The sequence below is a fragment of the Pseudomonas sp. GM25 genome, from assembly GCF_000282255.1.
GTDB lineage: Bacteria > Pseudomonadota > Gammaproteobacteria > Pseudomonadales > Pseudomonadaceae > Aquipseudomonas > Aquipseudomonas aphyarum.
This window is the reverse complement of sequence record NZ_AKJQ01000011.1, coordinates 74,109-101,103: the sequence shown is the minus strand read 5'-3', so window position 1 is coordinate 101,103 and position 26,995 is coordinate 74,109. Positions and strand designations below refer to the sequence as shown.

Annotated in this window: 25 protein-coding genes; 9 read left to right on the top strand and 16 right to left on the bottom strand. The window is 60.8% G+C overall.

The features are described 5' to 3' along the window. Window positions 1-4: 4 nt before the first annotated feature. Window positions 5-2,362: a fimbria/pilus outer membrane usher protein gene (locus PMI24_RS04695; protein WP_007951530.1), complete on the top strand. Its 2,358-nt coding sequence runs from the start codon at window positions 5-7 to the stop codon at window positions 2,360-2,362. Next, a complete protein-coding gene (locus tag PMI24_RS04690; RefSeq protein WP_007951529.1) occupies window positions 2,359-3,330 on the top strand; it encodes a Csu type fimbrial protein in 972 nt (323 codons plus the stop codon). Before PMI24_RS04695 ends, PMI24_RS04690 begins: the two co-directional genes overlap by 4 nt. A gap of 5 nt (window positions 3,331-3,335) precedes the next feature. Here the strand turns inward: PMI24_RS04690 and PMI24_RS04685 are convergent, their stop codons facing one another. Both PMI24_RS04685 and PMI24_RS04680 read right to left on the bottom strand, forming a co-directional pair. Next, window positions 3,336-4,088: an anti-sigma factor family protein gene (locus tag PMI24_RS04685; RefSeq protein ID WP_007951527.1), complete on the bottom strand. Its 753-nt coding sequence runs from the start codon at window positions 4,086-4,088 to the stop codon at window positions 3,336-3,338. Continuing rightward, window positions 4,085-4,591 (bottom strand): RNA polymerase sigma factor, encoded by a 507-nt coding sequence (locus PMI24_RS04680; protein WP_007951526.1) that lies wholly within the window; start codon window positions 4,589-4,591, stop codon window positions 4,085-4,087. Before PMI24_RS04680 ends, PMI24_RS04685 begins: the two co-directional genes overlap by 4 nt. Window positions 4,592-4,748: 157 nt before the next feature. Between PMI24_RS04680 and PMI24_RS04675 the strand changes: the two genes are divergently transcribed. After that, window positions 4,749-5,843 (top strand): catalase family peroxidase, encoded by a 1,095-nt coding sequence (locus PMI24_RS04675; RefSeq protein WP_007951525.1) that lies wholly within the window; start codon window positions 4,749-4,751, stop codon window positions 5,841-5,843. After that, the gene (locus PMI24_RS04670) at window positions 5,840-6,385 is read left to right on the top strand and encodes a cytochrome b (RefSeq protein ID WP_007951524.1); all 546 of its coding nucleotides are present in this window, start codon (window positions 5,840-5,842) and stop codon (window positions 6,383-6,385) included. Before PMI24_RS04675 ends, PMI24_RS04670 begins: the two co-directional genes overlap by 4 nt. 7 nt (window positions 6,386-6,392) lie before the next feature. Here the strand turns inward: PMI24_RS04670 and PMI24_RS04665 are convergent, their stop codons facing one another. Together PMI24_RS04665 and PMI24_RS04660 are read right to left on the bottom strand one after the other, a co-directional pair. Beyond that, complete coding sequence (locus tag PMI24_RS04665) at window positions 6,393-7,601, bottom strand: MFS transporter (RefSeq protein ID WP_007951523.1); 1,209 nt, start codon at window positions 7,599-7,601, stop codon at window positions 6,393-6,395. Window positions 7,602-7,747: 146 nt separating this feature from the next. Further along, window positions 7,748-8,899: a M14 family metallopeptidase gene (locus tag PMI24_RS04660; protein ID WP_007951522.1), complete on the bottom strand. Its 1,152-nt coding sequence runs from the start codon at window positions 8,897-8,899 to the stop codon at window positions 7,748-7,750. A 97-nt stretch (window positions 8,900-8,996) separates the two neighbouring features. Here PMI24_RS04660 and PMI24_RS29130 point away from each other — a divergent pair, with 97 nt between their 5' ends. Further along, window positions 8,997-9,215, top strand: a complete 219-nt coding sequence (locus PMI24_RS29130) for a hypothetical protein (protein WP_086788454.1) — start codon at window positions 8,997-8,999, stop codon at window positions 9,213-9,215. Between the two features lie 163 nt (window positions 9,216-9,378). Here PMI24_RS29130 and PMI24_RS04655 read toward each other — a convergent pair whose 3' ends face one another. Beyond that, window positions 9,379-9,717 (bottom strand): DUF6124 family protein, encoded by a 339-nt coding sequence (locus PMI24_RS04655; RefSeq protein ID WP_007951520.1) that lies wholly within the window; start codon window positions 9,715-9,717, stop codon window positions 9,379-9,381. Between the two features lie 129 nt (window positions 9,718-9,846). Between PMI24_RS04655 and PMI24_RS04650 the strand changes: the two genes are divergently transcribed. Continuing rightward, on the top strand, window positions 9,847-10,503 hold the full coding sequence (locus tag PMI24_RS04650) for a LexA family protein (protein WP_045121660.1): 657 nt from the start codon (window positions 9,847-9,849) through the stop codon (window positions 10,501-10,503). A 39-nt stretch (window positions 10,504-10,542) separates the two neighbouring features. Here PMI24_RS04650 and PMI24_RS04645 read toward each other — a convergent pair whose 3' ends face one another. Genes PMI24_RS04645 through PMI24_RS04630 form a run of 4 tightly spaced genes read right to left on the bottom strand, consistent with a single transcriptional unit; the run spans window position 10,543 to window position 16,104 of the window. Continuing rightward, window positions 10,543-12,492 carry an acetyl/propionyl/methylcrotonyl-CoA carboxylase subunit alpha gene (locus tag PMI24_RS04645; RefSeq protein WP_007951517.1) on the bottom strand — a complete coding sequence of 650 codons (1,950 nt, stop codon included), beginning with the start codon at window positions 12,490-12,492 and terminating at the stop codon, window positions 10,543-10,545. Next, window positions 12,492-13,307: a gamma-carboxygeranoyl-CoA hydratase gene (locus PMI24_RS04640; RefSeq protein WP_007951516.1), complete on the bottom strand. Its 816-nt coding sequence runs from the start codon at window positions 13,305-13,307 to the stop codon at window positions 12,492-12,494. Before PMI24_RS04640 ends, PMI24_RS04645 begins: the two co-directional genes overlap by 1 nt. A 13-nt stretch (window positions 13,308-13,320) precedes the next feature. Next, a complete protein-coding gene (locus tag PMI24_RS04635) occupies window positions 13,321-14,928 on the bottom strand; it encodes a carboxyl transferase domain-containing protein (RefSeq protein ID WP_007951515.1) in 1,608 nt (535 codons plus the stop codon). A 12-nt stretch (window positions 14,929-14,940) separates the two neighbouring features. Beyond that, a complete protein-coding gene (locus PMI24_RS04630) occupies window positions 14,941-16,104 on the bottom strand; it encodes an isovaleryl-CoA dehydrogenase (RefSeq protein WP_007951514.1) in 1,164 nt (387 codons plus the stop codon). 201 nt (window positions 16,105-16,305) lie between these two features. Here PMI24_RS04630 and PMI24_RS04625 point away from each other — a divergent pair, with 201 nt between their 5' ends. Then, on the top strand, window positions 16,306-18,003 hold the full coding sequence (locus tag PMI24_RS04625; protein ID WP_007951513.1) for an AMP-binding protein: 1,698 nt from the start codon (window positions 16,306-16,308) through the stop codon (window positions 18,001-18,003). Between the two features lie 98 nt (window positions 18,004-18,101). Here the strand turns inward: PMI24_RS04625 and PMI24_RS04620 are convergent, their stop codons facing one another. The 5 genes from PMI24_RS04620 to PMI24_RS04595 all read right to left on the bottom strand — a co-directional run bounded on the left by PMI24_RS04620 (window position 18,102) and on the right by PMI24_RS04595 (window position 22,297). Then, window positions 18,102-18,461, bottom strand: a complete 360-nt coding sequence (locus PMI24_RS04620) for a DUF6124 family protein (RefSeq protein ID WP_007951512.1) — start codon at window positions 18,459-18,461, stop codon at window positions 18,102-18,104. A gap of 87 nt (window positions 18,462-18,548) precedes the next feature. Beyond that, window positions 18,549-18,914, bottom strand: coding sequence for a DUF6124 family protein (locus PMI24_RS04615; RefSeq protein ID WP_007951511.1), 366 nt, complete (start codon window positions 18,912-18,914; stop codon window positions 18,549-18,551). Between the two features lie 1,052 nt (window positions 18,915-19,966). Beyond that, a complete protein-coding gene (locus tag PMI24_RS04605; protein ID WP_007951509.1) occupies window positions 19,967-20,866 on the bottom strand; it encodes a hydroxymethylglutaryl-CoA lyase in 900 nt (299 codons plus the stop codon). A 29-nt stretch (window positions 20,867-20,895) separates the two neighbouring features. Beyond that, complete coding sequence (locus PMI24_RS04600) at window positions 20,896-21,297, bottom strand: MerR family transcriptional regulator (protein WP_007951507.1); 402 nt, start codon at window positions 21,295-21,297, stop codon at window positions 20,896-20,898. 55 nt (window positions 21,298-21,352) lie between these two features. Next, window positions 21,353-22,297 carry a LysR family transcriptional regulator gene (locus PMI24_RS04595; protein WP_007951506.1) on the bottom strand — a complete coding sequence of 315 codons (945 nt, stop codon included), beginning with the start codon at window positions 22,295-22,297 and terminating at the stop codon, window positions 21,353-21,355. Window positions 22,298-22,473: 176 nt separating this feature from the next. Here PMI24_RS04595 and PMI24_RS04590 point away from each other — a divergent pair, with 176 nt between their 5' ends. After that, a complete protein-coding gene (locus tag PMI24_RS04590; protein WP_003223710.1) occupies window positions 22,474-23,703 on the top strand; it encodes an acyl-CoA dehydrogenase in 1,230 nt (409 codons plus the stop codon). Window positions 23,704-23,843: 140 nt separating this feature from the next. Here the strand turns inward: PMI24_RS04590 and PMI24_RS04585 are convergent, their stop codons facing one another. Next, window positions 23,844-25,178, bottom strand: a complete 1,335-nt coding sequence (locus PMI24_RS04585) for a substrate-binding domain-containing protein (RefSeq protein WP_007951505.1) — start codon at window positions 25,176-25,178, stop codon at window positions 23,844-23,846. A 120-nt stretch (window positions 25,179-25,298) separates the two neighbouring features. Beyond that, on the bottom strand, window positions 25,299-26,111 hold the full coding sequence (gene xthA, locus PMI24_RS04580; RefSeq protein ID WP_007951504.1) for an exodeoxyribonuclease III: 813 nt from the start codon (window positions 26,109-26,111) through the stop codon (window positions 25,299-25,301). 174 nt (window positions 26,112-26,285) lie between these two features. Between xthA and PMI24_RS04575 the strand changes: the two genes are divergently transcribed. Further along, window positions 26,286-26,936: a GNAT family N-acetyltransferase gene (locus PMI24_RS04575; RefSeq protein WP_007951503.1), complete on the top strand. Its 651-nt coding sequence runs from the start codon at window positions 26,286-26,288 to the stop codon at window positions 26,934-26,936. Window positions 26,937-26,995: the final 59 nt, after the last annotated feature.

The following is a 26,995-nucleotide window of genomic DNA, read 5'->3' as shown; positions in this document are numbered from 1 at the left end:
GCTAATGAGTCCGGGATGGGCTCGCCGTATTCAGCGTCCGTTGTGGCTCATGACCGGCGCGTGGTGCCTGATGTTCATTCATCCATCCGGGGCCGGCGAACTGCCGCCGCCTCCCAGCGGCATGGAGGCCGTCAGCGATGCACAGTTGTTTCTGGAACTGGTGGTCAACCAGATGAATACCGGCCGGGTGGTGGCGGTGGAGCAGCGCGGTGGTCGCCTGTTCCTGCCGGCCAGTGTGTTGCGCGACACGGGCATGAGGCTGCCGGAAGAGGCCGGTGCCGAAGTCGATCTCGACGGCCTGCCGGGCCTGCACAGCGACTACGACAGCGTCAGCCAGCGCTTGCTGCTCGACGTGCCACCGGACTGGCTGCCGGAGCAGTTCATCGGCAACCGTGAAGTCTATCCGCGCACCCCGGCGCTGAGCAGTTTCGGCGCCTTGTTCAACTATGACCTGTACCTCAATGACACCGACGACGCCGGCACCTATCTGGCGGCGTGGAACGAGGTGCGGGTGTTCGACAGTTGGGGCACGTTGTCGAACACCGGGCAATATCGCCGCACGCTGTCGGGGGATGCGGTCAGCACGCTGGACAACGGCTATCTGCGTTACGACACCACCTGGCGCTACTCCGATGACGAGCGGATGCTGACTTATGAGGCCGGGGACGTGGTCAGCGGCGCCTTGCCCTGGAGCAGTTCGGTGCGGCTGGGCGGCGTGCAGTTCTCGCGGGATTTTGCAGTGCGTCCGGATCTGGTGACCTATCCGCTGCCGCAGTTCGCCGGGGAAGCGGCGGTGCCGTCCTCGGTGGATCTGTTCATCAACGGCTACAAATCCAGCAGCACCGACCTGCAACCGGGGCCGTACACCCTGACCAACATTCCGTTTATCAACGGCGCGGGTGAGGCAGTTGTAGTCACGACCGATGCGCTGGGCCGGCAGGTGTCGACCACGGTGCCGTTCTATGTCACCAGCAGCCTGTTGCAAAAAGGCCTGAGCGATTTTTCGGTGGCCGCCGGTACGTTGCGCCGGGATTACGGCCTGAAGGATTTCAGCTATGGGCCGGGCGTGACCTCGGGCAGTCTGCGTTACGGCGTCAGCGACACCTTTACTCTGGAAAGCCACGCCGAAGCGGCGGATTCTCTGACTCTCGGCGGGCTGGGCGGCAACTTGCGGCTGGGCAATTTCGGGGTGCTCAACAGCGCGATCAGCCAGAGTCGTTTCGACGGCGACGTTGGTCAGCAACTGAGCCTCGGTTATCAATACAGCGGCCAGCGCTACAGCTTTTCCTATCAGCGTTTGCAACGCCGGGACCGTTACGCCGATCTGACCGTGGTCGACAGCCCTTACACCACTCTCAGCAAGCGCAGTGAGCAGGCGACCCTGAGCCTCAACCTTGAACGCTGGGGCAGTCTCGGCGTCGGGTATTTCGACATTCGTGCGGCAGACGAAACCCGCACGCGGTTGCTCAACCTGAGCTGGAGCAAACCGCTGTGGCGCAACAGCAGTTTCTACCTGTCGGCCAACCGCGAAATCGGCGACAGCAACTGGGCGGTGCAGGCGCAACTGGTGATTCCGTTCGACCTGCGCGGCAGCCTGGCTATCAGCAGCGAACGCAGCAAGACCGGGCAGACGCAGCAGCGGGTCAACTACAGCCGCGCCGTGCCGTCTGAGGGCGGGGTGGGCTTCAATCTCGGCTATGCCAAGGGTGACGGCGCCGATTACCGCCAGGCCGACGTGACCTGGCGTCTGCAATCGGTGCAATTGCAGGCGGGCGTCTATGGGACGTCCGACGCCGAAACCCGTTGGGCCGATGCCAGCGGGTCGCTGGTGTGGATGGATGATCAATTGTTCGCCGCCAACCGCATCGACGATGCGTTCGTGGTGGTCAGCACCGACGGCTACGCGGACATTCCGGTGCGTTACGAGAACCAGCAGGTCGGCCAGACCGACCGTAACGGCCACTTGCTGGTGCCGTGGAGCAGCGCCTATTACCGCGGCAAGTACGAAATCGATCCGCTGAACCTGCCGGCCAACGTGCGCAGCCCGAATGTCGAACAGCGTGTCGCCGTACGCCGGGGCAGTGGCTATCTGCTGGAGTTTCCGCTGAGCCGGGTGATCGCCGCGAGCATCGTGCTGGTGGATGCGCAGCAGAAGGAGTTGCCGCTGGGCAGTGGCGTGCTGCACGAGCAGAGTGGCACGCGAACGGTGGTCGGTTGGGACGGGCTGGTCTATCTGGAAAATCTCCAGGCGCAGAACTCGCTGCGGGTCACCCTGGCGGACGGCAAGACCTGCCAGGCGCAATTCAGCGTTGATCTGCAGCAGGACGAAGTGCCGCTGATTGGCCCGCTGGTGTGCCAATGATCCGGGCGCGGCTTGTTCTGTGGCTGCTGTTGCTGCTGCCGGGGCTGGCGCAGGCGCTGTGTTCGGTGGTCACCACCACGCCGGCCGGGTTCGGGAACATCAGTTCGATCGCGGTGCGCACTACCTCACAACCCAGTTCCACCCTGAATGGAGGCTTGAGTTGCACCGGTTCGCTGCTGTCGCTGTTGACCAACAATGATCATTTCTGGGCCACCGTCACCTCGACCCAGAGCGGTTTGCTCGGGCCCACCGGGGACGTGATCGGTTACACGATCTACGCCAACAACAGCACCAGTTACCCGCTGACGCGCGGCACTGCCTATGACTTCGCCCGCAACGGCATCATCGATGCCCTCGGTTTACTCGGCGGTACGGTGCCGAAAACCGTTCCGCTCTATTTCGGTACCACCATCGGCAGTAACGTGGCAGCCGGCGTGTATACCGAGACCCTGAGCATTTTCTGGAACTGGAATTATTGTTCGGGCATCGGTATCGGCGGGCTTTGCCTGGGCCGCGACATCAACAGCGGCACCACGACACTGACGGTCAACCTGACGGTGTCCAACGATTGCACCATCACCGCGCCGAACATTGCCTTCGGCAGCGCGCCGGTGGTCAGCGCGTTCACTCCGGTAACCGGGCAGACCATCAACCTCGCCTGCACCAAGGGCAGCGCCTACACCGTGGGGCTGAACGACGGGCAGAATGCGCTGAGTGTCGGCGGGCGGCGGCGGATGATTTCCGGCAGCAACTATCTGGCCTACGACATTTTCAAGAGCGCCGGGACCACCCGTTGGGGCAGTGTCGGCGCGGCTCGCCGGGCCAGCAGCGATGCCGAGGTCAACCCCGGCAACGGGCTGGGCACCGGCAGCCAGATCTTCAATTACAACGCGAAAATCTACACCGACCAGACCACACCGCCCGCTGGAACCTACCTGGACAATGTGGTGCTGGATGTGGGGTTCTGAACCGGCTAGAAACTCACGGATTGCTTGAGCATTTTCGCCGCCGGGGTATCGGTCGGGCTGACCATCGCATAGTTGTAGCCCTTGCCGGACCAGTACTCGGCCTGCAGATCCCCGTCCTGGCGGCTGCCCCGGGGCAGAAAGGTATTTTTCGGTCCCGGCGGACGCACGTAGAAACTGACCTTGTGCCCGCTCTGGTCTTCATACATCACCATCGCCGCCGGGCCTTCATCGGTACTCAGCAGACGGCCGCTGACCGGTGCAAACCCGGCCGACGTCAGGTCCGGCAGGCGATTGGCCTGAGTGAAATAGCGGTCGAGCCAGCGCTGGATGTCGCCGTCGCCATCGACCTTGTAGTCCGCCGGCAGAAGCCCTTGCTGGGCGATCAAACGGTACGCCTGCAAGGCGTCCGTCATCGGTGCCGGGGGATGAAACACGGTCATGTCCCGGGCTTTCCAGCCTCCGACACCGCCGAGGCTGACGGCAATCAGCAGCACCGCCGCGCTGGCCCATTGGCGGCGCGACTGGCGTTTGAGTCGCTGACGGATCAGCGATGGATCGAGGTCCGGATTGGCCGGTTGTTGCAAGGCACCGCCGAGGGCGGCGCGCAGGTACTGGGCGTCCTGTTGCCAGGCGCGAACCTGCGCTGCTTCGTCTGGATGGTTGGCGAGCCAGGTTTCCAGCACATGCCGGTCGGCCTCGCTGAGCTGGTGGTCGACGTAAGCGTGCAGGTCACGTTCGTTGGGGGGCAGACTGATCATTTGAGTATCCGCAAGGAAGGGCTGCTGATTTCCCCGTCGCTGAGCTGGCGCAGGGCCTGGCGAGCACGGGACAGGCGCGACATCACGGTGCCGGTGGGGACGTCGAGAATTTCGGCGACCTCCTTATAAGTCAGGCCTTCCACCGACACCATCAGCAGCAGCGCGCGCTGTTCGGTGGGCAGTCGGTCGAAGGCCTGCAGGGTCGATTGGGCAATGACGGTGCGTTCCACCGAGGGCTCGGCGTCATCGCGGCCGGTGAAGAATTCGAGCATCCGCGCATAACGCCGCGAACGCCGATGCGCATCGAGAAACTGCCGGTACAGGATCGAAAACAGCCAGGCGCGCAGATCGCCGTCGGCGCGTTTGTCGCCCCAACCCGACAGCGCCCGCTCCAGACTGGCCTGTACCAGGTCGTCGGCGCTGCTGCCGTTGCGTGTCAACGACACGGCAAAGCGCCGCAATCTGGGAATGATTTCTCTCAGTTGTTCGTCGAATTCGCTCATGAAGTTCTGCTAGTCACTACGCTGTGGACTAGGAAGACGCCCGGCATTGGAGGTTATTCCACGTTCTGAAAAATAAATACCGGGCCGTGGAATAAATCCCGATGGCGTGCGTCTTGCTGACTCTTCCTACTTGTGGCCGATGGCCCTGGAGTGCTTCATGGTTGATCGCAGCTCATCGCCCGGCGGGCCACAACGCCCGCCACTGAGTGCCGCGAGCCTGGTATTGCGGCTTGGCGGAATCGCCGTGGTGGTCGCAGCCCTGGCCGGGGCGTTTGCCTACGTTCATGGTTCATTTGACCCACAACGCCTGACGCCGAAAGCGTTGGTCGATGTGCTGGAAAAGAACAACGGTGTGCATCCCGGCTTTCGCCGCAATCACGCCAAAGGTGTTTGTGTGATCGGACATTTCGAGAGCAGCGGCGAGGCTCGCTCGTATTCTGTCGCGCAAGTGTTCAACGAGCCGCGCACGCCGGTGGTCGGGCGCTTTGCGTTGCCGGCCGGCAGTCCGTATGCGCCGGACAGCGCCGTACCGATCCGCAGTCTGGCGCTGCGTTTCACTCAGGCCAACGGCCAGCAGTGGCGCACCGGGATGAACAGCATGCCGGTGTTCCCGGTCGGCACGCCCGAGGCGTTCTATCAGTTGCAGCAGGCGCAATCGCCGGATCCCGCCACCGGTAAACCGGATCCGACCAAGGTGCCGGCATTTTTTGCCTCACACCCGGAAGCCGTGCCGTTTCTGACCTGGATAAAAACCGCCAAACCTTCGGCCAGTTACGCGACGGAAACCTACAACAGCGTCAACGCGTTCTATCTGGTGGATGCCAGCGGCAAGAAGCAAGCCGTGCGCTGGAGCATGACGCCTCTGGCCCAGGACGCTGCCGGTGCGACTGCGCCTGAAGGTAGCGACTTCCTTGAAAAAGACCTGGTGCAACGCCTGGCCGAAGGGCCGCTGCGCTTTCAGTTGAACATCACCTTGGCCAATGCCGACGATCCGGTGAACGATGCGAGCAAGACCTGGCCCGCCGGCCGCAAGATGTTGAACGCCGGCACCCTGGTGCTGGAAAAGACCCAGCCGCAGCTCAGCGGCGAATGCCGTGACATCAACTACGATCCGCTGGTGCTGCCGGCCGGCATTCAGGGTTCCGACGATCCGTTACTGGCCGCGCGCTCGGCCGGTTACGCCGATTCCTACCTGCGTCGCACCAGCGAAGTCAGCCAACTGCCAACCGGCAAAAAGGAGGCTCGCCCATGAGCACGCAACCGACTCATTTCAATCCGCTGGCGCGGTTGCTGCACTGGTTGATGGCGTTGATGATCATCGCAATGTTGTTCATCGGCGCCGGCATGGTGACCTCGGTGTCGGCGCGGCATGAATGGTTGATCAATCTGCACAAGCCGCTGGGCATCGCGATTCTGTTGCTGGTGATCGTGCGCATTCTGGTGCGACTGGGCACCCGTCAGCCGCCGCTGCCGGCGGATCTGCCGGGTTGGCAGGTGATGGCGGCCAAGGCTTCTCATCTGTTGTTGTATGCGCTGATGCTGGTGTTGCCGCTGCTGGGCTGGGCGATGATCAGTGCGGCGGGGGATCCGGTGATGCTCGGCACCTCCCTGCAATTGCCGTCGATCGTGCCGGCGGATGCGCAGGTGTTTGCGTTGCTGCGAAAGGCTCACGGGTATCTGGCGTATCTGTTGTTCCTGACCGTGCTGCTGCACCTGGCGGCGGCGCTGTTCCATGGCTGGGTGCGCCGCGACGAGGTGCTCGACAGCATGCTGCGGGGACGCAATCGCAGTTGATCGTGTGTCAGTCCGACGTGGCGAGGGCGCAAGCAGTCTCGCCACGTTTCTGTTTGGCCACGGTGCTCCACCAATAAAGCAGCGCGACCGTGTTGATTGCGGCACCCAGCCAGCAGACGCCCGGCCATCCTGCCCAGGCGTACATGGTTGTCGAGGCGATTGAGCCCAGCGCGCTGCCGATCGAATAAAACAGCATGTAGCCGGCGGTCAGTCGGCTCTGCGCCTCCGGGCGGACGCTGTAGATCATGCTCTGGCTGGTGACGTGCACGGCCTGCAAGCCCAGATCCAGGGTGATGACGCCAAGCAGCAGTGCCCATAACGAAGACTGGGTGAGTGCGATTGGCAGCCACGAGCCCAGCATCAGCAGCAGCGACAGGCCGCTGACCCATTGTCCCCATCCTCGATCCGCCAGATGCCCGGCTCTGGCTGCGGCCAGTGCGCCTGCCGCGCCGGCGAGTCCGAACAGTCCGATTTCACTGTGGGAAAGTGACAGCGGCGGGGCGGCCAGCGGCAACACCATCGGCGTCCACAGCACCATGGCGCTGGCGAAGGTCAGCAGGGCAAGGATCGCTCGTTGGCGCAGTACTGGTTCTTCACGAAACAGAGTGAAGACTGAAGCGATCAATGCCACGTAACGCGTGGTCGGTCGTGCTTCTTCATCTTTGGGCAACACCCGAAACAGCAGCGCGGCCATCACCAGCGTCAATCCTGCCGACAGCAGATAGATCGAGCGCCAGCCGGCCAGATCGGCCATGCCGCCCGCCACCGTGCGCGCGAGCAAAATGCCGACGACAATGCCGCTGGTGATCACGCCCACAACTTTTCCGCGTTGTGCCGGGACGGCCAGAGTCGCGGCGTAGGCGACCAGCACCTGGGTGACCACGGCAAGCAGGCCGGTCAGGGTGACGCCGATCAGCAGCCAGGCGCTGTTCGAGGCCAAGGCAATCATCAGCAAGGCTGCGGCGGACAACAGCGTTTGCGTGACAATCAGCCGTCGGCGGTTGAGCAAGTCGCCGAGGGGCACGAGCAATAACAGCCCGAGGCCGTAGCCGACCTGGGTCAAGGTCATGACGATGCCGATGCTGCCCGGCGACAGGCCGAAGGCGTCGGCCATCGCATCCAGCAGCGGCTGGGCGTAATACACGTTGCCCACCGCGAGTCCGCAAGCGATGGCGAAAAGCAGTACGACACCTTTATTGAGTGTTGCAGTTTTCATGTCCCGGATCCTTTCAGGTTTCAAGTTGAAACTTGATTGACGGTAAGTAATCCGGTTTTGATTTGCAACCTGATTGGGTAAAAGTCGGCGCAAAAAAAAGATCGCAGACAGGCTGCGATCTTTCGTGAAGCGAAAATCCGAGGGGATCAGCGCAGGGTGTCGACCATGTCCGCGATGGTGGTCAGCACGTCCTTGCCCAGTTGCTTCGAGCGTTTGCCCGACCAGCCGGTGAGCGGGTTCGGTGCGTCATCGTGATCCTTGAACGGCATTTCCAGGGTCAGCGACAGGCAGTCGAACTTCTGGCCGACGCTGTTGCAGGCCAAGGTCATGTTGGCCTGACCCGGTTCGTCGCGGGTGTAGCCGTACTTGGTCTGGAAGTCTTTGGTGGTGTGCTTCAGGTGGCTGCGGAAGTGCTCTTCGAGCTTCTCCAGGCGCGGGGTGTAACCCGGATTGCCTTCGCAACCGGCGGTGAACACGTGGGGAATTTCTTCGTCGCCGTGTACGTCGAGGAACAGATCGACGCCGTACTTTTCCATCTGCTGCTGTACGAAAAGCACTTCCGGGCTGATTTCCTGACTGGCGTTCTGCCAGGCGCGGTTCAGGTCCTGGCCCATGGCGTTGGTGCGCAGGTGACCGTGGAAGGCGCCGTCCGGGTTCATGTTCGGCACCAGGTACAGATCGGCGCTGGCCAGCAGCTTGTTCAGCACTGGATCGTCATGATGTTCCAGGCGTTCGATCACGCCTTCCATGAACCATTCGGCCATGTGCTCGCCGGGATGCTGCTGGGCGATGATCCAGATCTTGCGTCGTCCTTCGGCGCCAGTGCCTTTGCGTAGCAGCTGGATGTCGCGGCCTTCGACGCTTTTGCCGGTGGCCAGCAGTTCGGTGCCGGCCTTGGTCAGCGCTTGCTCGATCAGCCAGTCATGACGGCCACGGCTGTAAGGTTCGAAGTAGGCGAACCAGGCGTGGGTCTGCTCGGCTTCGAGGCAGAAACGCAGGCTGTCGCCTTCGAATTGAGTCGGAATGCGGAACCAGTTGACGTGATCGTAAGAGGCGACCGCCTGATAGCCGGTCCATGCCTTGTTATAGGAGGACTGGCTGGCGTTGACCAGACGGAACCAGTGTTCCTGATGAACATGCAGGCCGCTGGCCTTGAAGTGGAACCACTGGAAATGGGCGCTGCGGGTATCTGGCCGAATTGCCAGAACCGGGTTGAGCGGATTGCTGATGTCGATGACTTGGATGTTGCCGCTGTCGAAGTTGGCGCTGATGTCGAACGAAGATTTGGCCACGGTCATAATCGGTTCCTGAATATGATTTTTATGGCGGCTACTTTACACGCAAGACAGGGGTGAAACCGAGGGAAATTGCGGGTTGTGGCGGGGGGCGTCCTCCATGACGCGGATGCAGCTTAGTGGCTGTGCGATTGATTCTCAAGTGCTAATTGGCATTACTTTGCCCCAATGTGGCCGGGGTCCGCTTGCCAAGCAATATTCTTTTGATATTATCCGCGCCATCGAATTTGCGATACCCAAAGACTTCATTAGCCTGAAGCCAAAAGCCAGAAAACTGGCAAAAAAAGACCCGGCAAAAAAGCCGGGTCAAAAACCGTGATTAGCCTGATGAGGAGATAGTCCAGAAGACCGACCTAAGGTCTCTGGTCCATCGACTGATCTCGCGACCAGCTGCTTGCAATAATAATCATTATCATTTGCAAGTCAAATGTTTTTATCTGCGCGATTGGAAAATTCTTTCCCGTCCGTTCGAACTCCCGTCTTCAGCGAACCGCGCCATCGAGCGAGTGATCGACCATCGCCCGCGCCATGTCCACCATGTGCACGACCGAAAACGCCAGATCCCGACTCACGCCCTGCAAGCCGTCCGCCGCCTTGAACGCCGTAGCCGCTGCACATCGCAGCAGATCGGAGGCGTGGACCAGGGATTCCTCGCCACTCAGATTGCTGTTCACACCGAAAAAGCGCTCATCCACTTCCGGTTCTGACACAGCTGGTTTCAAGTAATAGTCCAACGCCCGTTGCGCAGCGGCGCACCCTTGCGGGGACGTGAAGGTGGTGTCCATTTGCAGGTCGGGCAAGTCTTTGCTGGTGATATTCATGGTGAAAGGTCACTCCTTGGTCGATTCAAATCCGTGACTCAAGCATAGTACTATCAGTATTTGTGACCAGAATTTAAATACTACAATATGTGTTTTGCCGGCCGCAGGCGTCCACGTATGGTGCCGCACATGGATAAATGGATTGAGTTGGTCAAGGCCAAAATGAGTGAGCTCAACGTCACTCAAGTCGAGCTCGGCGAGCGCGTCGGCATGTCTCAGGGCGGTATCGGCCATTGGCTGAACAAGCGCCGCGAGCCCGGCATCACGCAGATGAACCGCGTTCTGAAAGCGCTGGGCATGGAATATCTCGAGGTCGCGGTGGTGATTCGTGAACCGCAGATCGATGCGGATGACGAAATGCCTCTGGCGCAGAAGTACAACCCTTACTTTCGCTATCCGGTCAGCGAGTGGAATGCGCCGGTCGAGGCCCGTGAGAGCCAGCCAGCGTATTCGAGTGCCAAGGACAAGCGACGTTTCGAACTGACGGACTACCACGCCCGTGGCCCCGCGTTCTGGCTCACCGTGATGGGGAATGCGATGACTGCGCCCACCGGGCAGAGCATCGGCGAGGGGATGATGATCCTGGTGGATCCGGCGCTGGAAGCCGAGCCCGGAAAACTGGTGATCGCCCAGTGGCCGGACAGCGACGAGGCGATTTTCCGCAAACTGATCGAAGAGGGCGGCCAGCGTTACCTGGTGCCGCTCAATCCGACCTGGCCGAAAGCCTTGTTGACCGACGATTGCCGAATTATCGGTGTCGTGGTTCAGGCGACGGCCAAATACTAGTCAGATCGATCCTCGCCAGGCGTAGGATCGATCCACCTTTCAAGCTTCTTCCAGTTCGACCAGTGCGCTGCCTTCGCTAACCATTTCGCCTTCCTGGCAATACAGCGCCTTGATCACCCCGGCATGGGGCGCGCGGATGCTGTGCTCCATCTTCATCGCTTCCAGCACCACCAATTGAGCGCCGGCCTCAACCGATTGCCCGGCCTCCACCAGCACCCGCACGATGCTGCCGTTCATCGGCGCCGTCAGACCGCCCTGATGGCTGTGACTGGCTTCGACAGCACTGATCGGGTCGTAGGTTTCAACGCGTCGCAACTCGCCGTCCCATTGCAGAAACAGAACCTCACCACGACGAATCGCCCGCAGCTGTCGGCGCAGCCCATCGTGCTCGACCACCAGTTGCTCGCCGATCAGTTTTGCATTGCCACCAGCACCGAGCGTCAACGCCCGATCCTGCCCCTCGCAACTCAAATGCAGAGTGATTTCACGTGGCAACCCGGCGCGCAAACCGCTGTGCAGCGCCCAAGGCGAAGCCGGATCATCCGCCCGAGTCATCCCCGGCAGACTCTGCGCAAAAGCCTGCGCCGCCGCCTCCCAGAACTCATCACTCAGCGCAGCAGGCGCTGGCAGCAACTGTTCCTGATAACGCGGAATGAATCCGGTATCCAGCTCCGCCGCCGCAAACGCCGGATGACCAATGATCCGTCGCAGGAAGTTGATGTTGGTCTTCAACCCACCAATCGCAAACTCATCGAGCATGCTCAGCAGCCGCAAACGCGCCTGCTCACGATCCTCGCCCCAGGCAATCAGCTTGCCGAGCATCGGGTCATAAAACGGCGAAATCTCATCGCCTTCCTCAACGCCGCTGTCCACACGGCGCCCCGGCCCTGCGGCGGATTCGCGATACAGATCCAGACGCCCGGTCGCCGGCAGGAAATCATTCGACGGATCTTCCGCATACAGCCGAACCTCAATCGCATGCCCGTTCAGCGGCACCTGATCCTGTGTGATCGGCAACGCTTCGCCACGTGCAACTCGAATCTGCCAGGCCACCAGATCGAGCCCGGTGATGACTTCGGTGACCGGGTGTTCGACCTGCAACCGCGTGTTCATCTCCATGAAGAAAAACTCGCCGCGAGCATCCAGCAGAAACTCCACTGTGCCAGCACCGACATAACCGATGGCCTGCGCCGAACGCACCGCCGCTTCGCCCATCGCACGACGCAATTCCGGACTGAGGCCTGGTGCCGGCGCCTCTTCGACGACCTTCTGGTGCCGACGCTGGATCGAGCAATCGCGCTCGTTCAGGTACAGGCAATTGCCATGTTGATCGGCAAACACCTGGATTTCCACGTGGCGCGGCTTCAGCAGGTATTTCTCCACCAGCATCCGCGAATCGCCGAAAGACGACTGCGCTTCACGCTGGGCGGATGCCAACGCTTCAGCCAACTGGCTGATGTCTTCTACGACCTTCATGCCCTTGCCACCACCGCCGGCGGTGGCCTTGAGCAGCACCGGATAACCGATTCGCTCGCACGCGTCACGGAAGGTGTCCAGATCCTGGGCTTCGCCGTGATAACCCGGCACCAGCGGCACGCCGGCAGTTTCCATCAAGGCTTTGGCGGCAGATTTGCTGCCCATCGCGTCGATGGCCGAGGCGGGCGGGCCGAGAAAAATCAGGCCGGCCGCTTCAATGGCGCGAGCAAAACCAGCGTTCTCCGAAAGAAAGCCATACCCCGGATGAATCGCCTGAGCGCCGCTGACCTTGGCCGCTGCGATCAGTTTGTCGATTTGCAGGTAACTGTCGGCCGCTTTGCTGCCGCCCAGATCGACGCGGATATCCGCTTCACGGCTGTGCCGCGCCTCGCGGTCGGTGGCGCTGTGCACAGCAACGGTGGTCAGGCCCAAGGCCGTGGCGGTGCGCATGACCCGGCAAGCGATTTCGCCACGGTTGGCCACCAGCAAGGTGGTGAGAACAGGTGCGCTCATCAACGCGGCTCCTTGGTGGTGGTTGCGGCTTGCCAGCTCGGTGGACGTTTCTGCAGAAAGGCCCGCAGACCTTCCTGGCCTTCCGGGCTGACGCGGATACGGGCGATGGCATTTTCGGTGTAACGGCGCAGGGCCGGGGTCAGCGCACCATTGCCGACCTCACGCAGCAGATCCTTGCTGGCGCGCATGGCGGCGGGGCTGTTGAGCAGCAGGTTGTCGATCCATTGTTCGACGTTCTGTTCAAGCTCAGTCGCTGGATAGCTCTCGGACAACAAACCGATTTCCCGCGCCCGCTGCCCGCCAAAACGTTCGGCCGTCAGCGCATAACGCCGCGCCGCACGCTCGCCAATGGCTTGCACCACGAACGGGCTGATCACCGCTGGTGCCAGACCAATGCGCACTTCCGAAAGGCAGAACTGCGCGTCGTCCGCGCCAATCGCCATGTCGCAGCAACTGATCAGACCCAGCGCGCCACCGAACGCCGCGCCTTGCACCACGGCCACGGTCGGGATTTTCAGTTTGGCGAGGTTGTACATCAGCTCCGCCAGTTCCCGGGCGTCGTCGAGGTTAGTGTGGTAATCGAGTTCGGCCGATTGCTGCATCCAGGCCAGGTCCGCGCCGGCGCTGAAGTGCTTGCCACGTCCGCGTACCAGCAGGAAACGCAGGCTGGCGTCGCTGGCGACCTTGTCCAAAGCCAGGATCAGTTCGCGGATCATCTCGGCGTTGAACGCGTTGTTCTTTTCTTCGCGGCTGAGCCACAGGGTCGCGAAACCCCGTGGGTCGCTGTGCAATTCGAGGGTGTTGAAGTCGCTCATGAGGTTCTCCCGATCACATCCGGAACACGCCGAAGCGGCTCGGTTCGATAGGCGCGTTCAACGACGCGGACAAGGCCAGGGCCAGCACATCGCGGGTCTGCGCCGGGTCGATGACGCCGTCGTCCCACAGCCGTGCGCTGGAATAGTAGGGGTGACCCTGCTCTTCGTACTGGTCGAGAATCGGCTGTTTGATCTCGCTTTCCTGCTCGGCGCTGAAGGCCTGGCCGCTGCGTTCGGCCTGCTCGCGCTTGACCTGAACCAGCACGCCGGCCGCTTGTTCGGCGCCCATCACGCCGATCCGCGCGTTCGGCCACATCCACAGGAAACGCGGATCGTAGGCCCGCCCGCACATGCCGTAGTTACCGGCGCCGAAGCTGCCGCCGATGATCACGGTGAATTTCGGCACCTTGGCGCACGCCACGGCGGTCACCAGTTTGGCGCCGTGCTTGGCGATGCCGCCGGCCTCGTATTTCTGACCGACCATGAAGCCGGTGATGTTCTGCAGGAATAGCAATGGAATGCCACGCTGGCAGGCCAGTTCGATGAAGTGCGCACCTTTCTGCGCGGCTTCGGCGAACAGGATGCCGTTGTTGGCGAGGATCGCGATCGGGTAGCCGTGCAAATGGGCGAAGCCGCATACCAGCGTGGTGCCGAACAACGCTTTGAATTCATCGAACACCGAACCGTCAACCAGTCGTGCAATCACTTCGCGCACATCGAACGGTTGCTTGGCGTCCGCCGACACCACACCGTACAACTCGTCGCTGGCGTACAGCGGCGCAATCGGCGCGCGCTGCTGCACTTCGCCGAGCTTGCGCCAGTTAAGGTTGGCAACACTGCGGCGGGCGAGGGCGAGGGCGTGCTCATCGCTTTCGGCGTAATGGTCGGCGACCCCGGAAATCTTGCAATGCACATCGGCCCCGCCGAGGTCTTCGGCGCTGACCACTTCACCGGTCGCAGCTTTCACCAAGGGCGGGCCGGCGAGGAAAATCGTCGCCTGATTGCGCACCATGATCGCTTCGTCAGCCATCGCCGGCACGTAAGCGCCGCCGGCGGTGCAGGAGCCCATGACCACGGCAATCTGCGGAATGCCCATGGCGCTCATGTTGGCCTGATTGAAGAAGATCCGCCCGAAGTGCTCACGATCCGGGAACACTTCGTCCTGACGCGGCAGGTTGGCGCCGCCCGAGTCCACCAGATAAATGCATGGCAGACGGTTTTGCTGGGCAATGGTCTGGGCGCGCAGGTGTTTCTTCACGGTCAGCGGGTAGTACGAACCACCTTTCACGGTCGCGTCGTTGGCGACGATCATGCACTCGACACCTTCCACGCGGCCGATCCCGGCAATCACGCCAGCGGCCGGCACGTCTTCGCCATAAACGGCGTGGGCGGCCAACTGGCTGATTTCCAGAAACGGTGAGCCCGGATCGAGGAGGCGGTTGATCCGCTCACGGGGCAGCAATTTGCCGCGCGAGGTGTGACGTTCCTGAGCTTTCGCGCCACCGCCCTGTGCCACTTGGGCAAGCAGGGTGTGCAGGGCGTCGACCTGTTCGAGCATCGCCGCGCTGTTGGCGGCGAACTCCGCTGAACGAGGGTTGAGCTGGGTATGCAGGATAGCCATGGACAGCTCCGTTTAGCGGGTTTCGTTGAACAGTTCGCGACCGATCAGCATGCGACGGATCTCACTGGTGCCAGCACCGATTTCGTACAGCTTGGCGTCACGCAGCAGACGGCCGGCCGGGAATTCGTTGATGTAGCCGTTACCGCCGAGAATCTGGATCGCATCCAGGGCCATTTGCGTGGCGCGTTCGGCGGTGTAGAGGATCACGCCGGCGGCGTCCTTGCGGGTGGTTTCGTTGCGCTCGCAGGCCTGAGCCACGGCGTAGAGGTAGGCGCGGCTGGCGTTGAGTTGGGTGTACATGTCGGCGACTTTGCCCTGGATCAGTTGGAATTCGCCGATGCTCTGGCCGAACTGTTTGCGGTCATGGATGTACGGCACGATCAGGTCCATGCACGACTGCATGATTCCGGTCGGGCCACCGGACAGCACGACGCGCTCGTAATCGAGGCCGCTCATCAGCACTTTCACGCCGCCGTTGAGCACGCCGAGAATGTTTTCTTCCGGCACTTCGACGTCATCGAAGAACAGTTCGCAAGTGTTGGAGCCGCGCATGCCGAGCTTGTCGAACTTGTTGCTGCGGCTGAAGCCTTTCCAGTCGCGCTCGACTATGAACGCGGTGATGCCGTGAGGACCTTTTTCCAGGTCGGTCTTGGCGTAGATCACGTAGGTGTTGGCGTCTGGGCCATTGGTGATCCAAGTCTTGCTGCCGTTGAGAACGTAGCGATCGCCGCGCTTATCGGCGCGCAGTTTCATCGAGACCACATCGGAACCGGCGTTCGGCTCGCTCATCGCCAGAGCGCCGACGTGTTCGCCGCTGATCAGCTTCGGCAGGTACTTGGTTTTCTGTTCGTGATTGCCGTTGCGGTTGATCTGGTTGACGCAGAGATTGGAGTGGGCGCCGTAGGACAACGCCACCGAAGCCGAGCCACGGCTGATTTCTTCCATCGCCACAACGTGCGCCAGGTAACCCAGGCCCGCGCCGCCGTACTCTTCCGGCACGGTGATACCGAGCAGGCCCATGTCACCGAACTTGCGCCACAGATCGGCCGGGAACAGGTTGTCGCTGTCGATCTGCGCCGCACGCGGGGCGATCTCCTTGGCGACGAAGGACTGAACCTGATCGCGCAGCATGTCGATGGTTTCGCCGAGGGCAAAGTTCAGGGATGGGTAGCTCATGGGTCACCTTTTGGCTTTTTTGTAGGGTGGGGAGAAGGGCGTTTCAGTTCTCACCTTTACGTTAACGTAAGCCTGTGACGAATGGCTGTCAATCACCCTTTACGTTAACGTCAACTTGAGCGAGAGTAGAGCCAGTTCTGAATGGTCGGAGCTGCCGTAGCTCCGTTCCAACACCCACTAATAAAGACAATAGGGGTCGTCATGGATCAACCCAGTGCAAACCCGCAGCGCAGCTATACCCGCGGTTCCCAGAGCAAAGCCTTGCTGGCGATGACCATCGGGCAGAAGTTCGACGAGACCGTCGCGCAGTACCCGGACGGCGAGGCGCTGGTGGTGCGTCATCAGCAGCTGCGTTACACCTGGCGGCAACTGGCCGACGCGATAGACGTACATGCCAGAGCGCTGCTGGCGTTGGGTTTGCAGGCCGGCGATCGGCTGGGCATCTGGGCGCCGAACTGCGCGCAGTGGTGCATCACTCAGTTCGCCACCGCGAAGCTCGGCGTGATTCTGGTCAACATCAACCCGGCCTACCGCAGCTCCGAGCTCGAATACGTACTCAAGCAATCCGGTTGCCAATGGCTGGTCTGCGCCGGTGCATTCAAATCTTCGAACTATCACGGCATGTTGCAAGGCTTGCTGCCGGAACTGGCCGAGCAATCCATCGGCGAACTGCGCAGTGAGCGCCTGCCGGAGCTGCGCGGGTTGATCAGCCTTGATCCCCAGCCGCCTTCGGGTTTTCTCCCGTGGTCGCAACTGGCAGATCTGGCCGCCAGTGTCTCTCCAGAACAATTGCGTGAACGCAGCGACAGCCTGCACTTCGATCAACCGGTCAACATTCAGTACACCTCTGGCACCACCGGTTTCCCCAAGGGCGCGACCCTCAGTCACTACAACATCCTCAACAACGGTTACATGGTCGGCGAAAGCCTCGGCCTGACCGCCGCCGATCGCCTGGTGATTCCGGTGCCGCTGTATCACTGCTTCGGAATGGTCATGGGCAACCTCGGCTGCATCACCCACGGCAGCACCATGATTTATCCCAACGATGCCTTCGATCCGCTGCTGACCCTGAGCACTGTCGCCGAAGAAAAGGCCACCGCGCTGTACGGCGTGCCGACCATGTTCATCGCCATGCTCGATCAGCCGCAACGTGCCGAGTTCGACCTGTCGACCCTGCGCACCGGGATCATGGCCGGCGCCACTTGCCCGATCGAAGTGATGCGCCGGGTCATCAACGAGATGCACATGAGCGAAGTGCAGATCGCCTACGGCATGACCGAAACCAGCCCCGTGTCCCTGCAGACCGGGCCATCGGACGAGCTGGAGCTGCGCGTGACCACCGTCGGCCGCACCCAGCCACAGCTCGAAAGCAAAATCATCGACGAGGCCGGCAACCCGGTGCCACGCGGCACCATTGGCGAACTGTGCACCCGTGGTTACAGCGTGATGCTCGGCTACTGGAACAACCCGAATGCCACCGCCGAAGCCATCGACGCGGCAGGCTGGATGCACACCGGCGACCTGGCGAGCATGAACGACGAGGGTTACGTGTGCATCGCCGGGCGTAACAAGGACATGATCATCCGTGGCGGCGAGAACATTTACCCGCGTGAACTGGAAGAGTTCTTCTTCGCTCACCCGGCGGTGGCGGACGTGCAGGTGATCGGCATTCCCTGCTCGCGTTACGGCGAGGAAATCGTCGCCTGGATCAAATTCCACCCCGGCCACAGCGCGACCGAACAAGAACTGCAAGCGTGGTGCAAGGAGCGCATCGCTCACTTCAAGACGCCGCGTTACTTCAAGTTCGTCGAGGAGTTTCCGATGACGGTGACCGGCAAGATCCAGAAATTCCGGATGCGCGAGATCAGTATCGAGGAGTTGCGCAGTAACGAGGGCTGAGGACGAGATCTGTGGGGGCTTTGCTCCTACAGTTTCAACTTCATATATCGATCAGAGCCTCGAAGCCAGGGCGCGGACCCTGGCTTCGAAAGCGGCGCTTATGGCTTTACCTCTATATTTTCCAACGCCTGATTCACCGCCAATTCACCCAACATCACCACTTGCGCAATGCCTAGCAGGGTCTTGCGGTTCGGCCCTTCCAGCAGGCCGGCAAAGTCACCGAGCATGACCGTGGCTGAGGCGAGGGATTCGCAGGCGTTGGCCAGCAGGGACTCCGTGTCGGTTTGCGGGTTGACCATGAACATGTCGTTTGGGGTGTAGGGCGTGGCCATGATTTGGGCTGCGGGGGGCAGGTAATAGTCGAGAGCGCGTCCGGCCGCGTCGTGGAGTTTTCTTGAATCAGGAAATTCGTAGGGGGACACCGGATCTTCTAACGGTGGAATGACGGTCTTGGACATCAGCTGGAACTCCGGAAAGAGTCGCTTGAGGATCTTTATAGACGACTGCCAGAAAGTGAGGGGACAAGCCCCTCACCGAGGCGGCAACTACCGCGAGACGTGATGGTTATCCAGCACACGATTGACCAGCAGCTCACTCAGCATGATGACCTGCTGCAGAATCTGCATCGCCTTGCGCTGCGACGGATCGACGGTTTCGCCAATGTCCCGGGCCATGTCACTGGCCGACGACAGCGTTTCGCACGCTTCGACCAGCAGCGTTTCGTCATCCATGGTTGGATTGACCAGATAGATCTTGCCCGGCTTGCGCGATGGTTTGGACGTCTTCTGCGCCCCAGGATCGAGGTAATGATTGATCGCCCGCTCGGTGGCCGTTTTTATGTTTTCGGCTTCGAGGGCGGCGTCGTAGGGGATCGGATCTGCATCCGGAGGGTTAGGCGTAATCTTGAACATATATCTAATTCCTGAAATAGGGCCGCGACCGTTCTCTACTAAAAGAAGGGTGGCGGCTGCGCGCAGGTTAGTAGACCGGAGGAATTAGCAAGACCGGCGCGCTCGAGAGCGCCCTGCGCACAACCACCATCAAGTGCAGGACTGGACGTACCTGACTGAATGGGGCTCATGCACTTACTAAGACCATACGGGCTACTAAACCCGACCACTGATGGGCAGTGGCAGGTAAACGATAGAGTCCGAGGTCTAAGCGCACAAGCCGGCGGATTCTGGCGTACGCGTAGGCAACGACGCAAGGTGTTGTAGCCCTTATGGCGTAACGGTTCGTGTACTTTAAACGCTCATACGGCGTCGTGTTTACACACACAGCGAAAGCCGTGAATCCTTAGTGTTTTAGATGGGGTTGCCAGCAGTGAGTGGCTGGAAGTCGAGGCGCGTGAAACCATGCGGAGTGAGCGCTTGCAGGAAGATCGAAATGGGGGAGGAGATCCGTCGCGTACAATTTCAGAACGCCAGACAGCACAAAGGGGAGCCGAAGCTCCCCTTTAATTTTGTCGTCGCGTGCTCTTTTTTATTATTGAGGGTCGGTCTGTTGTTGTTTTTGGCAACCGTGGCCCTTTACCGCTGTTTTTGGCGACCCCCAACCGGGGTCAAGAGCAAACGTATTTTTTTGAGCGCTGATCTGCTTTCTCGCTAAGCGATCCAACCGATTCGGGAGCTACCTGAAGGTAGTTTTATTGTTCTCTGCCCGGTTGCGGGTCATTCCGAGGAATACCCTGAAAAGCACACCTTCTCCAAAAAAATCTGTTAGCTGCGTCTCTGCCGTGTTGTTTTTGTTATGTCAGAGTCGGTACGTCTTATTTTTATTGGTTTGCTGCTTTTTATTCTTGTTATGCCATAGAGATAGCAGAAGCCGTGCCAACTTTTCAAAACCCTTGTAAATCAAGGGCTTGAGATTTTTGAAGGATTTTTCCTTCAGGCAAAACCAGACAATTTGTTTCCGTGTTACTCGCTTGTGCCCACGTTTCGCGCTCGGCGGTAACACCATCCCCTCACTGTGCGCTACGGGCCTTGGCCACGCGCGAACCTGTCGGGCGACCCAGTACCGCACTGATCTGCTGGCCGGCAGCAATCAAGGCGTCGAGGTCGATACCGGTCTCGATGCCCAGGCCGTTGAGCAGGTACACCACGTCTTCGGTGGCGACGTTACCGCTGGCGCCCTTGGCGTACGGGCAGCCGCCGAGGCCGGCGATCGAGCTGTCGAACACCGCGATGCCTTCCAGCAGGCTGGCGTAGATGTTGGCCATGGCCTGGCCGTAAGTGTCGTGGAAGTGGCCGGCGAGTTTTTCTCGCGGCACCTGTTTCGAGACCACTTCGAACAGCCGGCGAGTAGCGCCCGCGGTGCCGGTGCCGATGGTGTCACCCAGCGAAACTTCGTAGCAGCCCATCGCGTACAGCTCGCGGGCGACCATGGCCACTTGCTCCGGGGCGACCTCGCCTTCATAAGGGCAACCCAGCACGCAGGACACGTAACCGCGCACGGTAACGCCGTGCTGTTTCGCCGATTCCATGATCGGCGCGAACCGCGCCAGGCTTTCGCTGATCGAGCAATTGATGTTGCGCTGCGAGAACGCTTCGGACGCAGCCGCAAACACCGCGACTTCCTTGACCCCGGCCGCCAGCGCATCTTCAAAACCGCGCAAGTTCGGCGCCAGTGCGCCATAGGTCACGCCGGGCTTGCGCTGGATCTGCGCGAACACATCGGCGGAACCAGCCATCTGCGGCACCCACTTGGGCGAAACGAAACTGCCGACTTCTATATAGCCGAGACCGGCGGCGCTCAGCGCGTCGACCAGTTGCACCTTGTCGGCGACGCTGATGGGCTGGGCTTCGTTCTGCAGGCCGTCACGCGGGCCGACTTCGATCAGGCGTACTTGGGAGGGGAGGGACATGGCGTTGACCTGTTGTAATTGTCGGGAGGCTACTGCGCGACTTGCTGACTCTTGAGCGTCTGCTCCAGCGCCTGCACGCAGCGTTCTTCGGCGGTGTCGAGTTCCAGCTTCATCTGTTCGATGTCCAGCAATTGCTGCTCGAGCTGTTCCCGACGCTCGCTGATTTTCGCCAGCATGCTGTTGAGTTGTTTGGTGTTACCGCTGGAAGGGTCGTAGAGCTCGATCAGTTCGCGGCACTCGGCCAGGGAAAAACCGATGCGCTTGCCCCGCAGGATCAGCTTCAGGCTGACCTTGTCGCGTGGCGAATAGATGCGTTCCTGGCCTCGGCGCTCGGGGCTGAGCAGGCCTTGTTCTTCATAGAAGCGGATCGCCCGGGTGGTGATGTCCAGCTCGCGGGCGAGGTCGGAAATGCTGTAGGTCTGGCTGCTCATGAAAGCGCTCGAAGAAGGGTCTTGGCGCTAAGCTAATGGCAGGTTGACGTTTACGTCAAGTGGCGGGCGCCTGCAGCTTGTCGAGCTTCTTCTCGTGCGCTGTCACTTGCTGGCACAACTCGATCATCTGCTCGCGCATCCAGCGGTTGGCCGGGTCCTGATCGGTGCTTTCGTGCCAGTACAAATGGGTTTCCACTGGCGGTACATCGTTGACCGGCAGATTGAACGCATGCAGGTCATGACGTCGGGCGAAACGCTCCGGCACGGTCATCACCATGTCGGTCTGCTGCAACACCTGGGACGCCATCAAGTAGTGCTGCGAACGCAGGGCGATCTTGCGCTGGATGCCCATCTTGCCCAGCGCCAGATCGACATGGCCCAGGCCACTGCGACGGCTGGAAATATGAATGTGGGTCAGTGACAGGTAATCGTCGAGGGTGAATTTTTCCTTGGCCGCCAGCGGATGGCCCTTGCGCATCGCGCAGACGTAACGGTCTTCCATCAGCTTGACGTGGCGCACCTGCGGGTCGGTGTTGAGCGGCGCATCCACCGCGAAGTCGAGACGCCCGGCAGCCAGTTCCTTGGTGGTTTCCCGGCGTTTGGACAGGAAGCTTTCGATGATCACCGTCGGCGCCAGGCGACGCAGGCGCTGGAACAGTGGCGGCAGAATCACCGCTTCGGTCAGGTCGGTCATGCTGATGCGGTAAGTCTTGACCGCTTGCGAAGGGTTGAAAATCCGGCTTTCCTGAACCGACACCCGCAACAGCGAAAGCGCGTTACGCACCGGGCCGATGATGTTCTGCGCCATGGGCGTCGGCACCATGCCTTGGGCGGTGCGCACGAAGAGCGGGTCGTTGAAGGTCTCGCGCAACCGCGCCAATGCGTTGGACACCGCTGGCTGGGTGATGCCGACAATCTGCCCGGCGCGGGTCAGGTTGGCTTCGGTGTAGATCGCGTCGAAGACGATGAAAAGGTTGAGGTCGACCTTGCTCAGATTCATTACGCGGCTCTCTTGTTATAGGTGGAGGGTACAGGTCAGGGCTGCCCGGAAAATCAACCAATCATATATCGGTGATGAATGTTTATACACGCCGAGAATAGGCTAGGTAAATTATCAACGCTGTTCTAGCATCGATTGCATGACTTAAACAACCTGCCGAAAAAAGGTAATTGCTCATGGATTTCGCTTATTCGCCCAAGGTGCAAGAACTGCGTGAGCGCGTGACCGCGTTCATGGACACTTACGTTTACCCGGCCGAAGCCGTGTTCGAGCGCCAGGTTGCCGAAGGCGATCGCTGGCAGCCGACGGCGATCATGGAAGAACTCAAGGCCAAGGCAAAAGCCGAAGGTCTGTGGAATTTGTTTCTGCCTGAGTCGGAACTGGGCGCCGGCCTGACCAACCTTGAATACGCGCCATTGGCAGAAATCATGGGCCGTTCGCTGCTCGGTCCCGAGCCGTTCAACTGCTCGGCGCCGGACACCGGCAACATGGAAGTGCTGGTGCGTTACGCCAACGAAGAGCAGAAACAGCGCTGGCTCGAACCGCTGCTGCGCGGCGAGATCCGCTCGGCGTTCGCCATGACCGAGCCGGACGTTGCGTCCTCCGACGCCACCAACATGGCCGCCCGTGCGGTGCGCGATGGCGATGAGTGGGTGATCAACGGCAAGAAATGGTGGACCTCCGGCGCTTGCGATCCGCGCTGCAAGATCCTGATCTTCATGGGCCTGAGCAACCCCGATGCCCCGCGCCACGCCCAGCACTCGATGATCCTGGTGCCGGTCGACACCCCCGGCGTGAAGATCGTCCGTCCGCTGCCGGTGTTCGGTTACGACGATGCGCCGCACGGTCACGCCGAAGTGCTGTTCGACAACGTGCGAGTGCCGTACGAAAACGTCCTGCTCGGTGAAGGACGCGGCTTCGAAATTGCTCAAGGTCGCCTTGGCCCAGGCCGGATTCACCACTGCATGCGTTCGATCGGCATGGCCGAGCGCGCACTGGAGCTGATGTGCAAACGTTCGGTAAGTCGCACCGCATTCGGCAAACCGCTGGCGCGTCTGGGCGGTAACGTCGACAAGATCGCCGACTCGCGGATGGAAATCGACATGGCGCGTCTGCTGACCCTGAAAGCGGCGTACATGATGGACACCGTGGGTAACAAGGTCGCCAAAAGCGAGATCGCGCAGATCAAGGTCGTCGCGCCGAACGTCGCGTTGCGGGTGATCGACCGGGCAATCCAGATTCATGGCGGGGCAGGGGTCTCGAATGATTTCCCGCTGGCCTACATGTACGCCATGCAACGCACCCTGCGCCTGGCCGACGGCCCGGACGAAGTGCACCGCGCGGCGATCGGCAAGTTCGAGATCGGCAAGTATGTGCCGAAGGAAATGCTGCGTAGCGGTCATTAAGACCGCGGTGCCTGCTATCGCGAGCAGGCTCGCTCCCACGGGTTCGCTGGTGTCCACATACTTTGTGTTCACTGGAGATCTAATGTGGGAGCGAGCCTGCTCGCGATGGGGCCTGCTCGTTCAACGCATCAACATCAGATTCAGTAAACCCAAACCTCAACCCGCCGATTCTTGATCCTGCCTTCATCCCCGCTGTTGGTCGCCACCGGCATCAGCGCGCCAAACCCGCGCACCTCGCGCAATACCACGCCGTTTTTCACCAACTCCCGGCGTACCGCCATCGCCCGCAGCTTCGACAGCAAATCCGCCCGCGCGGGGTCGTCCTTTGCGTCGCCGAATCCCACCAGTGTTACCGCGCGGTCGGTCTTGTCGTGGTGCTTTATATAGTCGAACACCCGGGCCAGATCCAGGCGGGCCTTGTTGTCGAGGCTGGCACTGCCTTCTTCGAAGCGGAAGTTCACCGTAAGACGCTGGGCGTGGCGGCTGAGGGATTGATAACCCTCGGGCATCAGTGCATTCGGCGTGACGGCGATGGCCTGCACGGTCTGGGCGATAAAACCGTTGGCCGCGACAATCGCCTGGCCCCGACGGCTCTGCGCAAACTCCACCAATGCCTTGGCCCAGGGATTGTTGCTGTCGGGCGGCAGATAGAAGAACAGCCGCCGCGACAGCGGATAGTCTTCGGTGGCGATCAGGCTGGCGAGCGGCAGCATTGCCTGAGATTGCCCGTCGACAATCGCCACGGCTTTGGCCTGACGCACATACGGCAGGCCGATGAAACCGATGGCCTGCGGGTCGGCGCTGACGGCGTCGGACAACTGCTCGCTGGATTCAAACCGTTTCGCGGCATTGCTCAGGGATTTCCCACGACGGCTGAGGACAAGTTCCTTGAACGTGTCGTAGGTGCCGGACTGATCATCCCGCGTATATAAATGAATCGTCCCACCCTTGCCGCCGACGTCTTCCCACGTCTTCGCCTCGCCGCTGAAAATCCGCGCCAGTTGTTCGGTGTTCAGTTGATTCAGCGGATTGTCGGGATGAAGGATGATCGCCAGGCCATCGATGGCGATGACTTGCTCGGCGCGGGGGCTTTTCAGATCGCCCCGGGCTTGCAGGTCCAACAGCTCGCTGTCCTTGATTGGGCGCGAGGAGGCGGCCAGATCGGCGCTGGCGTTCTTGAGTGCAGTGAAACCGGTGCTCGAACCGTGGGCGGCGATCTCCACCACGACTCTTTGGCCTTGAGCCGTCAGTCCGACGACCCGTTGTTCGTTGGCGGTGTCCGGCGTTTCGCTGTGGACTTTCAACAGTCCCTGGTCTTGCAACAGACCTTCCACCAACGCTGGGCCGAGCGCAGCGCCGATGGTGTTGGAACCCTGGATGCGCAATACCGGGCCGTTCTCGGGAATGGGCAACGCCGCAACCGCAACCTGCAGCCAGGCGCTTAAGAGAAAGACGAACAGAACACGCAGGGTCATGCCGGCACCGATTGCAGCCAAGGGGATTGCCGGGGAGATTAAGTCAAAGACGTTTCTGAAAAATGACAGCGCTCAAGCTGTGGGAGTGAACTCCCACAGCGATTTGAGGTGATTGTGGTATCAGCTCAATTCCAGCCAGATCGGCGCATGGTCCGAAGGCTTTTCCATCCCGCGCAGTTCATAGTCGACACCGGCGGCTTTCACCCGTGGCAGCAAGCCGTGGGACGCCAGAATCACATCGATGCGCAGACCACGCTTCGGCTCGTCTTCAAACCCGCGACTGCGGTAGTCGAACCAGCTGAACATGTCGGTCACGTCCGGGTTGAGGTGACGGTAGCTGTCGGTCAGGCCCCAGTTTTTCAGGCGGGCCATCCACTCGCGCTCTTCCGGCAGGAAGCTGCATTTACCGGTTTTCAACCAGCGCTTCATGTTGTCCGGGCCGATGCCGATGTCGCTGTCTTCCGGGGAGATGTTGACGTCGCCCATCACCACCAGCGGTTGTTCATTGTGGAACTGGCTTTCCAGCAGGGCTTGCAGATCGCTGTAGAAGCGCTGCTTGGCCGGGAATTTGGTTGGATGGTCGCGGCTTTCGCCCTGTGGGAAATAGCCGTTCATGATTGTCACCGGAACGCCGTTGGCGTCGGCGAAAGTGCCCCAGATGAAGCGCCGCTGCGCGTCTTCTTCATCGGTGGCAAAACCTTTATGAATGGCAATCGGCTCCTGGCGCGAGAGCAGGGCGACACCGTAATGGCCTTTCTGGCCGTGGAAATACACGTGATACCCCAGGGCCCGCACTTCTTCCAGCGGGAACTGGTCGTCGTGGACCTTGGTTTCCTGCAGGCCGATGACGTCCGGCTGATGCTTTTCGATCAGCGCCGCCAGCTGATGCGGACGGGCCCGCAGTCCGTTGATGTTGAAGGAAACGATCTTCATGGTCGGCAGTCCTGGCAAAAGGGCGATGCTAGCTGACATGTAGGATCTGGGCCAGCGTGGCGGTAGTCCATATGCGCTGCTAATGTCTTTCGGGTGTGGGAACGATCCCTTCAGCCCAAGGCTCGTATAACAAGAACGGGGCCTGTTGAGTCCCGTCCAGGGAGAATCACCGTCATGCCTGAAACCCAAACCGCCATCGCCGACATTCATATGCTCGACCGCGGCTATTCCCGGGAAGCGCGATCCCTTCTTTATCAGGCTTACCGCCACGAGCCGACCTTCGCTTACCTGTTCGAAGCCGAGCGTCCGGGTTACGAGCAGCGGGTGCGCGCCACGGTACGGGAACTGGTCAAACAGCATTTCCTGCAGGATTTGCCGGCCATCGGCCTGTTGGTCAACGACCGCTTGATCGGCATCGCCCTGATCGCGCCGCCGCAACGTCGTCTAGGCGTCACCGAGAGCTGGGCCTGGCGTTTGCGCATGGTGCTGAGCACCGGTTTCCGTTGCACCCGGCGTTATCTGGAGTATCACGCCGCCGTTGAGGCCTGCGTGCCGACCGACTCGGTGCACATGCTGCCGCTGCTCGGCGTGCATCCACAATTTCAGGGCAAACACTTCGGCGAACAGCTGCTGCAAGCGGTGCACAACTGGTGCGCGGTGGACGAAAGCTCCCAAGGCGTGATTCTCGATACCGGCAACCCGCGTTATCTGGAGTTCTACAAGCGTCAGGGTTACGAGGAAATCGGCGAAGTGGCCGTCGGCCCGGTGCGCGAGCACGTGTTTTTCCACGCCAACCCGCAGGTGTTACAAACAGCAACGGGATGACCATCGAACTTTTTGGGAAATTTCCTGTTCTATCACGCTCCCAAGCCCGTGATAGCATC

Bases quoted from the DNA above. Each gene is read 5' to 3' on its own strand.
- PMI24_RS04695 (WP_007951530.1), top strand. From the start codon at position 5: ATGAGTCCGGGATGGGCTCGCCGTATTCAGCGTCCGTTGTGGCTCATG.
- PMI24_RS04690 (WP_007951529.1), top strand. From the start codon at position 2,359: ATGATCCGGGCGCGGCTTGTTCTGTGGCTGCTGTTGCTGCTGCCGGGG.
- PMI24_RS04685 (WP_007951527.1), bottom strand. From the start codon at position 4,088: ATGATCAGTCTGCCCCCCAACGAACGTGACCTGCACGCTTACGTCGAC.
- PMI24_RS04680 (WP_007951526.1), bottom strand. From the start codon at position 4,591: ATGAGCGAATTCGACGAACAACTGAGAGAAATCATTCCCAGATTGCGG.
- PMI24_RS04675 (WP_007951525.1), top strand. From the start codon at position 4,749: ATGGTTGATCGCAGCTCATCGCCCGGCGGGCCACAACGCCCGCCACTG.
- PMI24_RS04670 (WP_007951524.1), top strand. From the start codon at position 5,840: ATGAGCACGCAACCGACTCATTTCAATCCGCTGGCGCGGTTGCTGCAC.
- PMI24_RS04665 (WP_007951523.1), bottom strand. From the start codon at position 7,601: ATGAAAACTGCAACACTCAATAAAGGTGTCGTACTGCTTTTCGCCATC.
- PMI24_RS04660 (WP_007951522.1), bottom strand. From the start codon at position 8,899: ATGACCGTGGCCAAATCTTCGTTCGACATCAGCGCCAACTTCGACAGC.
- PMI24_RS29130 (WP_086788454.1), top strand. From the start codon at position 8,997: ATGACGCGGATGCAGCTTAGTGGCTGTGCGATTGATTCTCAAGTGCTA.
- PMI24_RS04655 (WP_007951520.1), bottom strand. From the start codon at position 9,717: ATGAATATCACCAGCAAAGACTTGCCCGACCTGCAAATGGACACCACC.
- PMI24_RS04650 (WP_045121660.1), top strand. From the start codon at position 9,847: ATGGATAAATGGATTGAGTTGGTCAAGGCCAAAATGAGTGAGCTCAAC.
- PMI24_RS04645 (WP_007951517.1), bottom strand. From the start codon at position 12,492: ATGAGCGCACCTGTTCTCACCACCTTGCTGGTGGCCAACCGTGGCGAA.
- PMI24_RS04640 (WP_007951516.1), bottom strand. From the start codon at position 13,307: ATGAGCGACTTCAACACCCTCGAATTGCACAGCGACCCACGGGGTTTC.
- PMI24_RS04635 (WP_007951515.1), bottom strand. From the start codon at position 14,928: ATGGCTATCCTGCATACCCAGCTCAACCCTCGTTCAGCGGAGTTCGCC.
- PMI24_RS04630 (WP_007951514.1), bottom strand. From the start codon at position 16,104: ATGAGCTACCCATCCCTGAACTTTGCCCTCGGCGAAACCATCGACATG.
- PMI24_RS04625 (WP_007951513.1), top strand. From the start codon at position 16,306: ATGGATCAACCCAGTGCAAACCCGCAGCGCAGCTATACCCGCGGTTCC.
- PMI24_RS04620 (WP_007951512.1), bottom strand. From the start codon at position 18,461: ATGTCCAAGACCGTCATTCCACCGTTAGAAGATCCGGTGTCCCCCTAC.
- PMI24_RS04615 (WP_007951511.1), bottom strand. From the start codon at position 18,914: ATGTTCAAGATTACGCCTAACCCTCCGGATGCAGATCCGATCCCCTAC.
- PMI24_RS04605 (WP_007951509.1), bottom strand. From the start codon at position 20,866: ATGTCCCTCCCCTCCCAAGTACGCCTGATCGAAGTCGGCCCGCGTGAC.
- PMI24_RS04600 (WP_007951507.1), bottom strand. From the start codon at position 21,297: ATGAGCAGCCAGACCTACAGCATTTCCGACCTCGCCCGCGAGCTGGAC.
- PMI24_RS04595 (WP_007951506.1), bottom strand. From the start codon at position 22,297: ATGAATCTGAGCAAGGTCGACCTCAACCTTTTCATCGTCTTCGACGCG.
- PMI24_RS04590 (WP_003223710.1), top strand. From the start codon at position 22,474: ATGGATTTCGCTTATTCGCCCAAGGTGCAAGAACTGCGTGAGCGCGTG.
- PMI24_RS04585 (WP_007951505.1), bottom strand. From the start codon at position 25,178: ATGACCCTGCGTGTTCTGTTCGTCTTTCTCTTAAGCGCCTGGCTGCAG.
- xthA (WP_007951504.1), bottom strand. From the start codon at position 26,111: ATGAAGATCGTTTCCTTCAACATCAACGGACTGCGGGCCCGTCCGCAT.
- PMI24_RS04575 (WP_007951503.1), top strand. From the start codon at position 26,286: ATGCCTGAAACCCAAACCGCCATCGCCGACATTCATATGCTCGACCGC.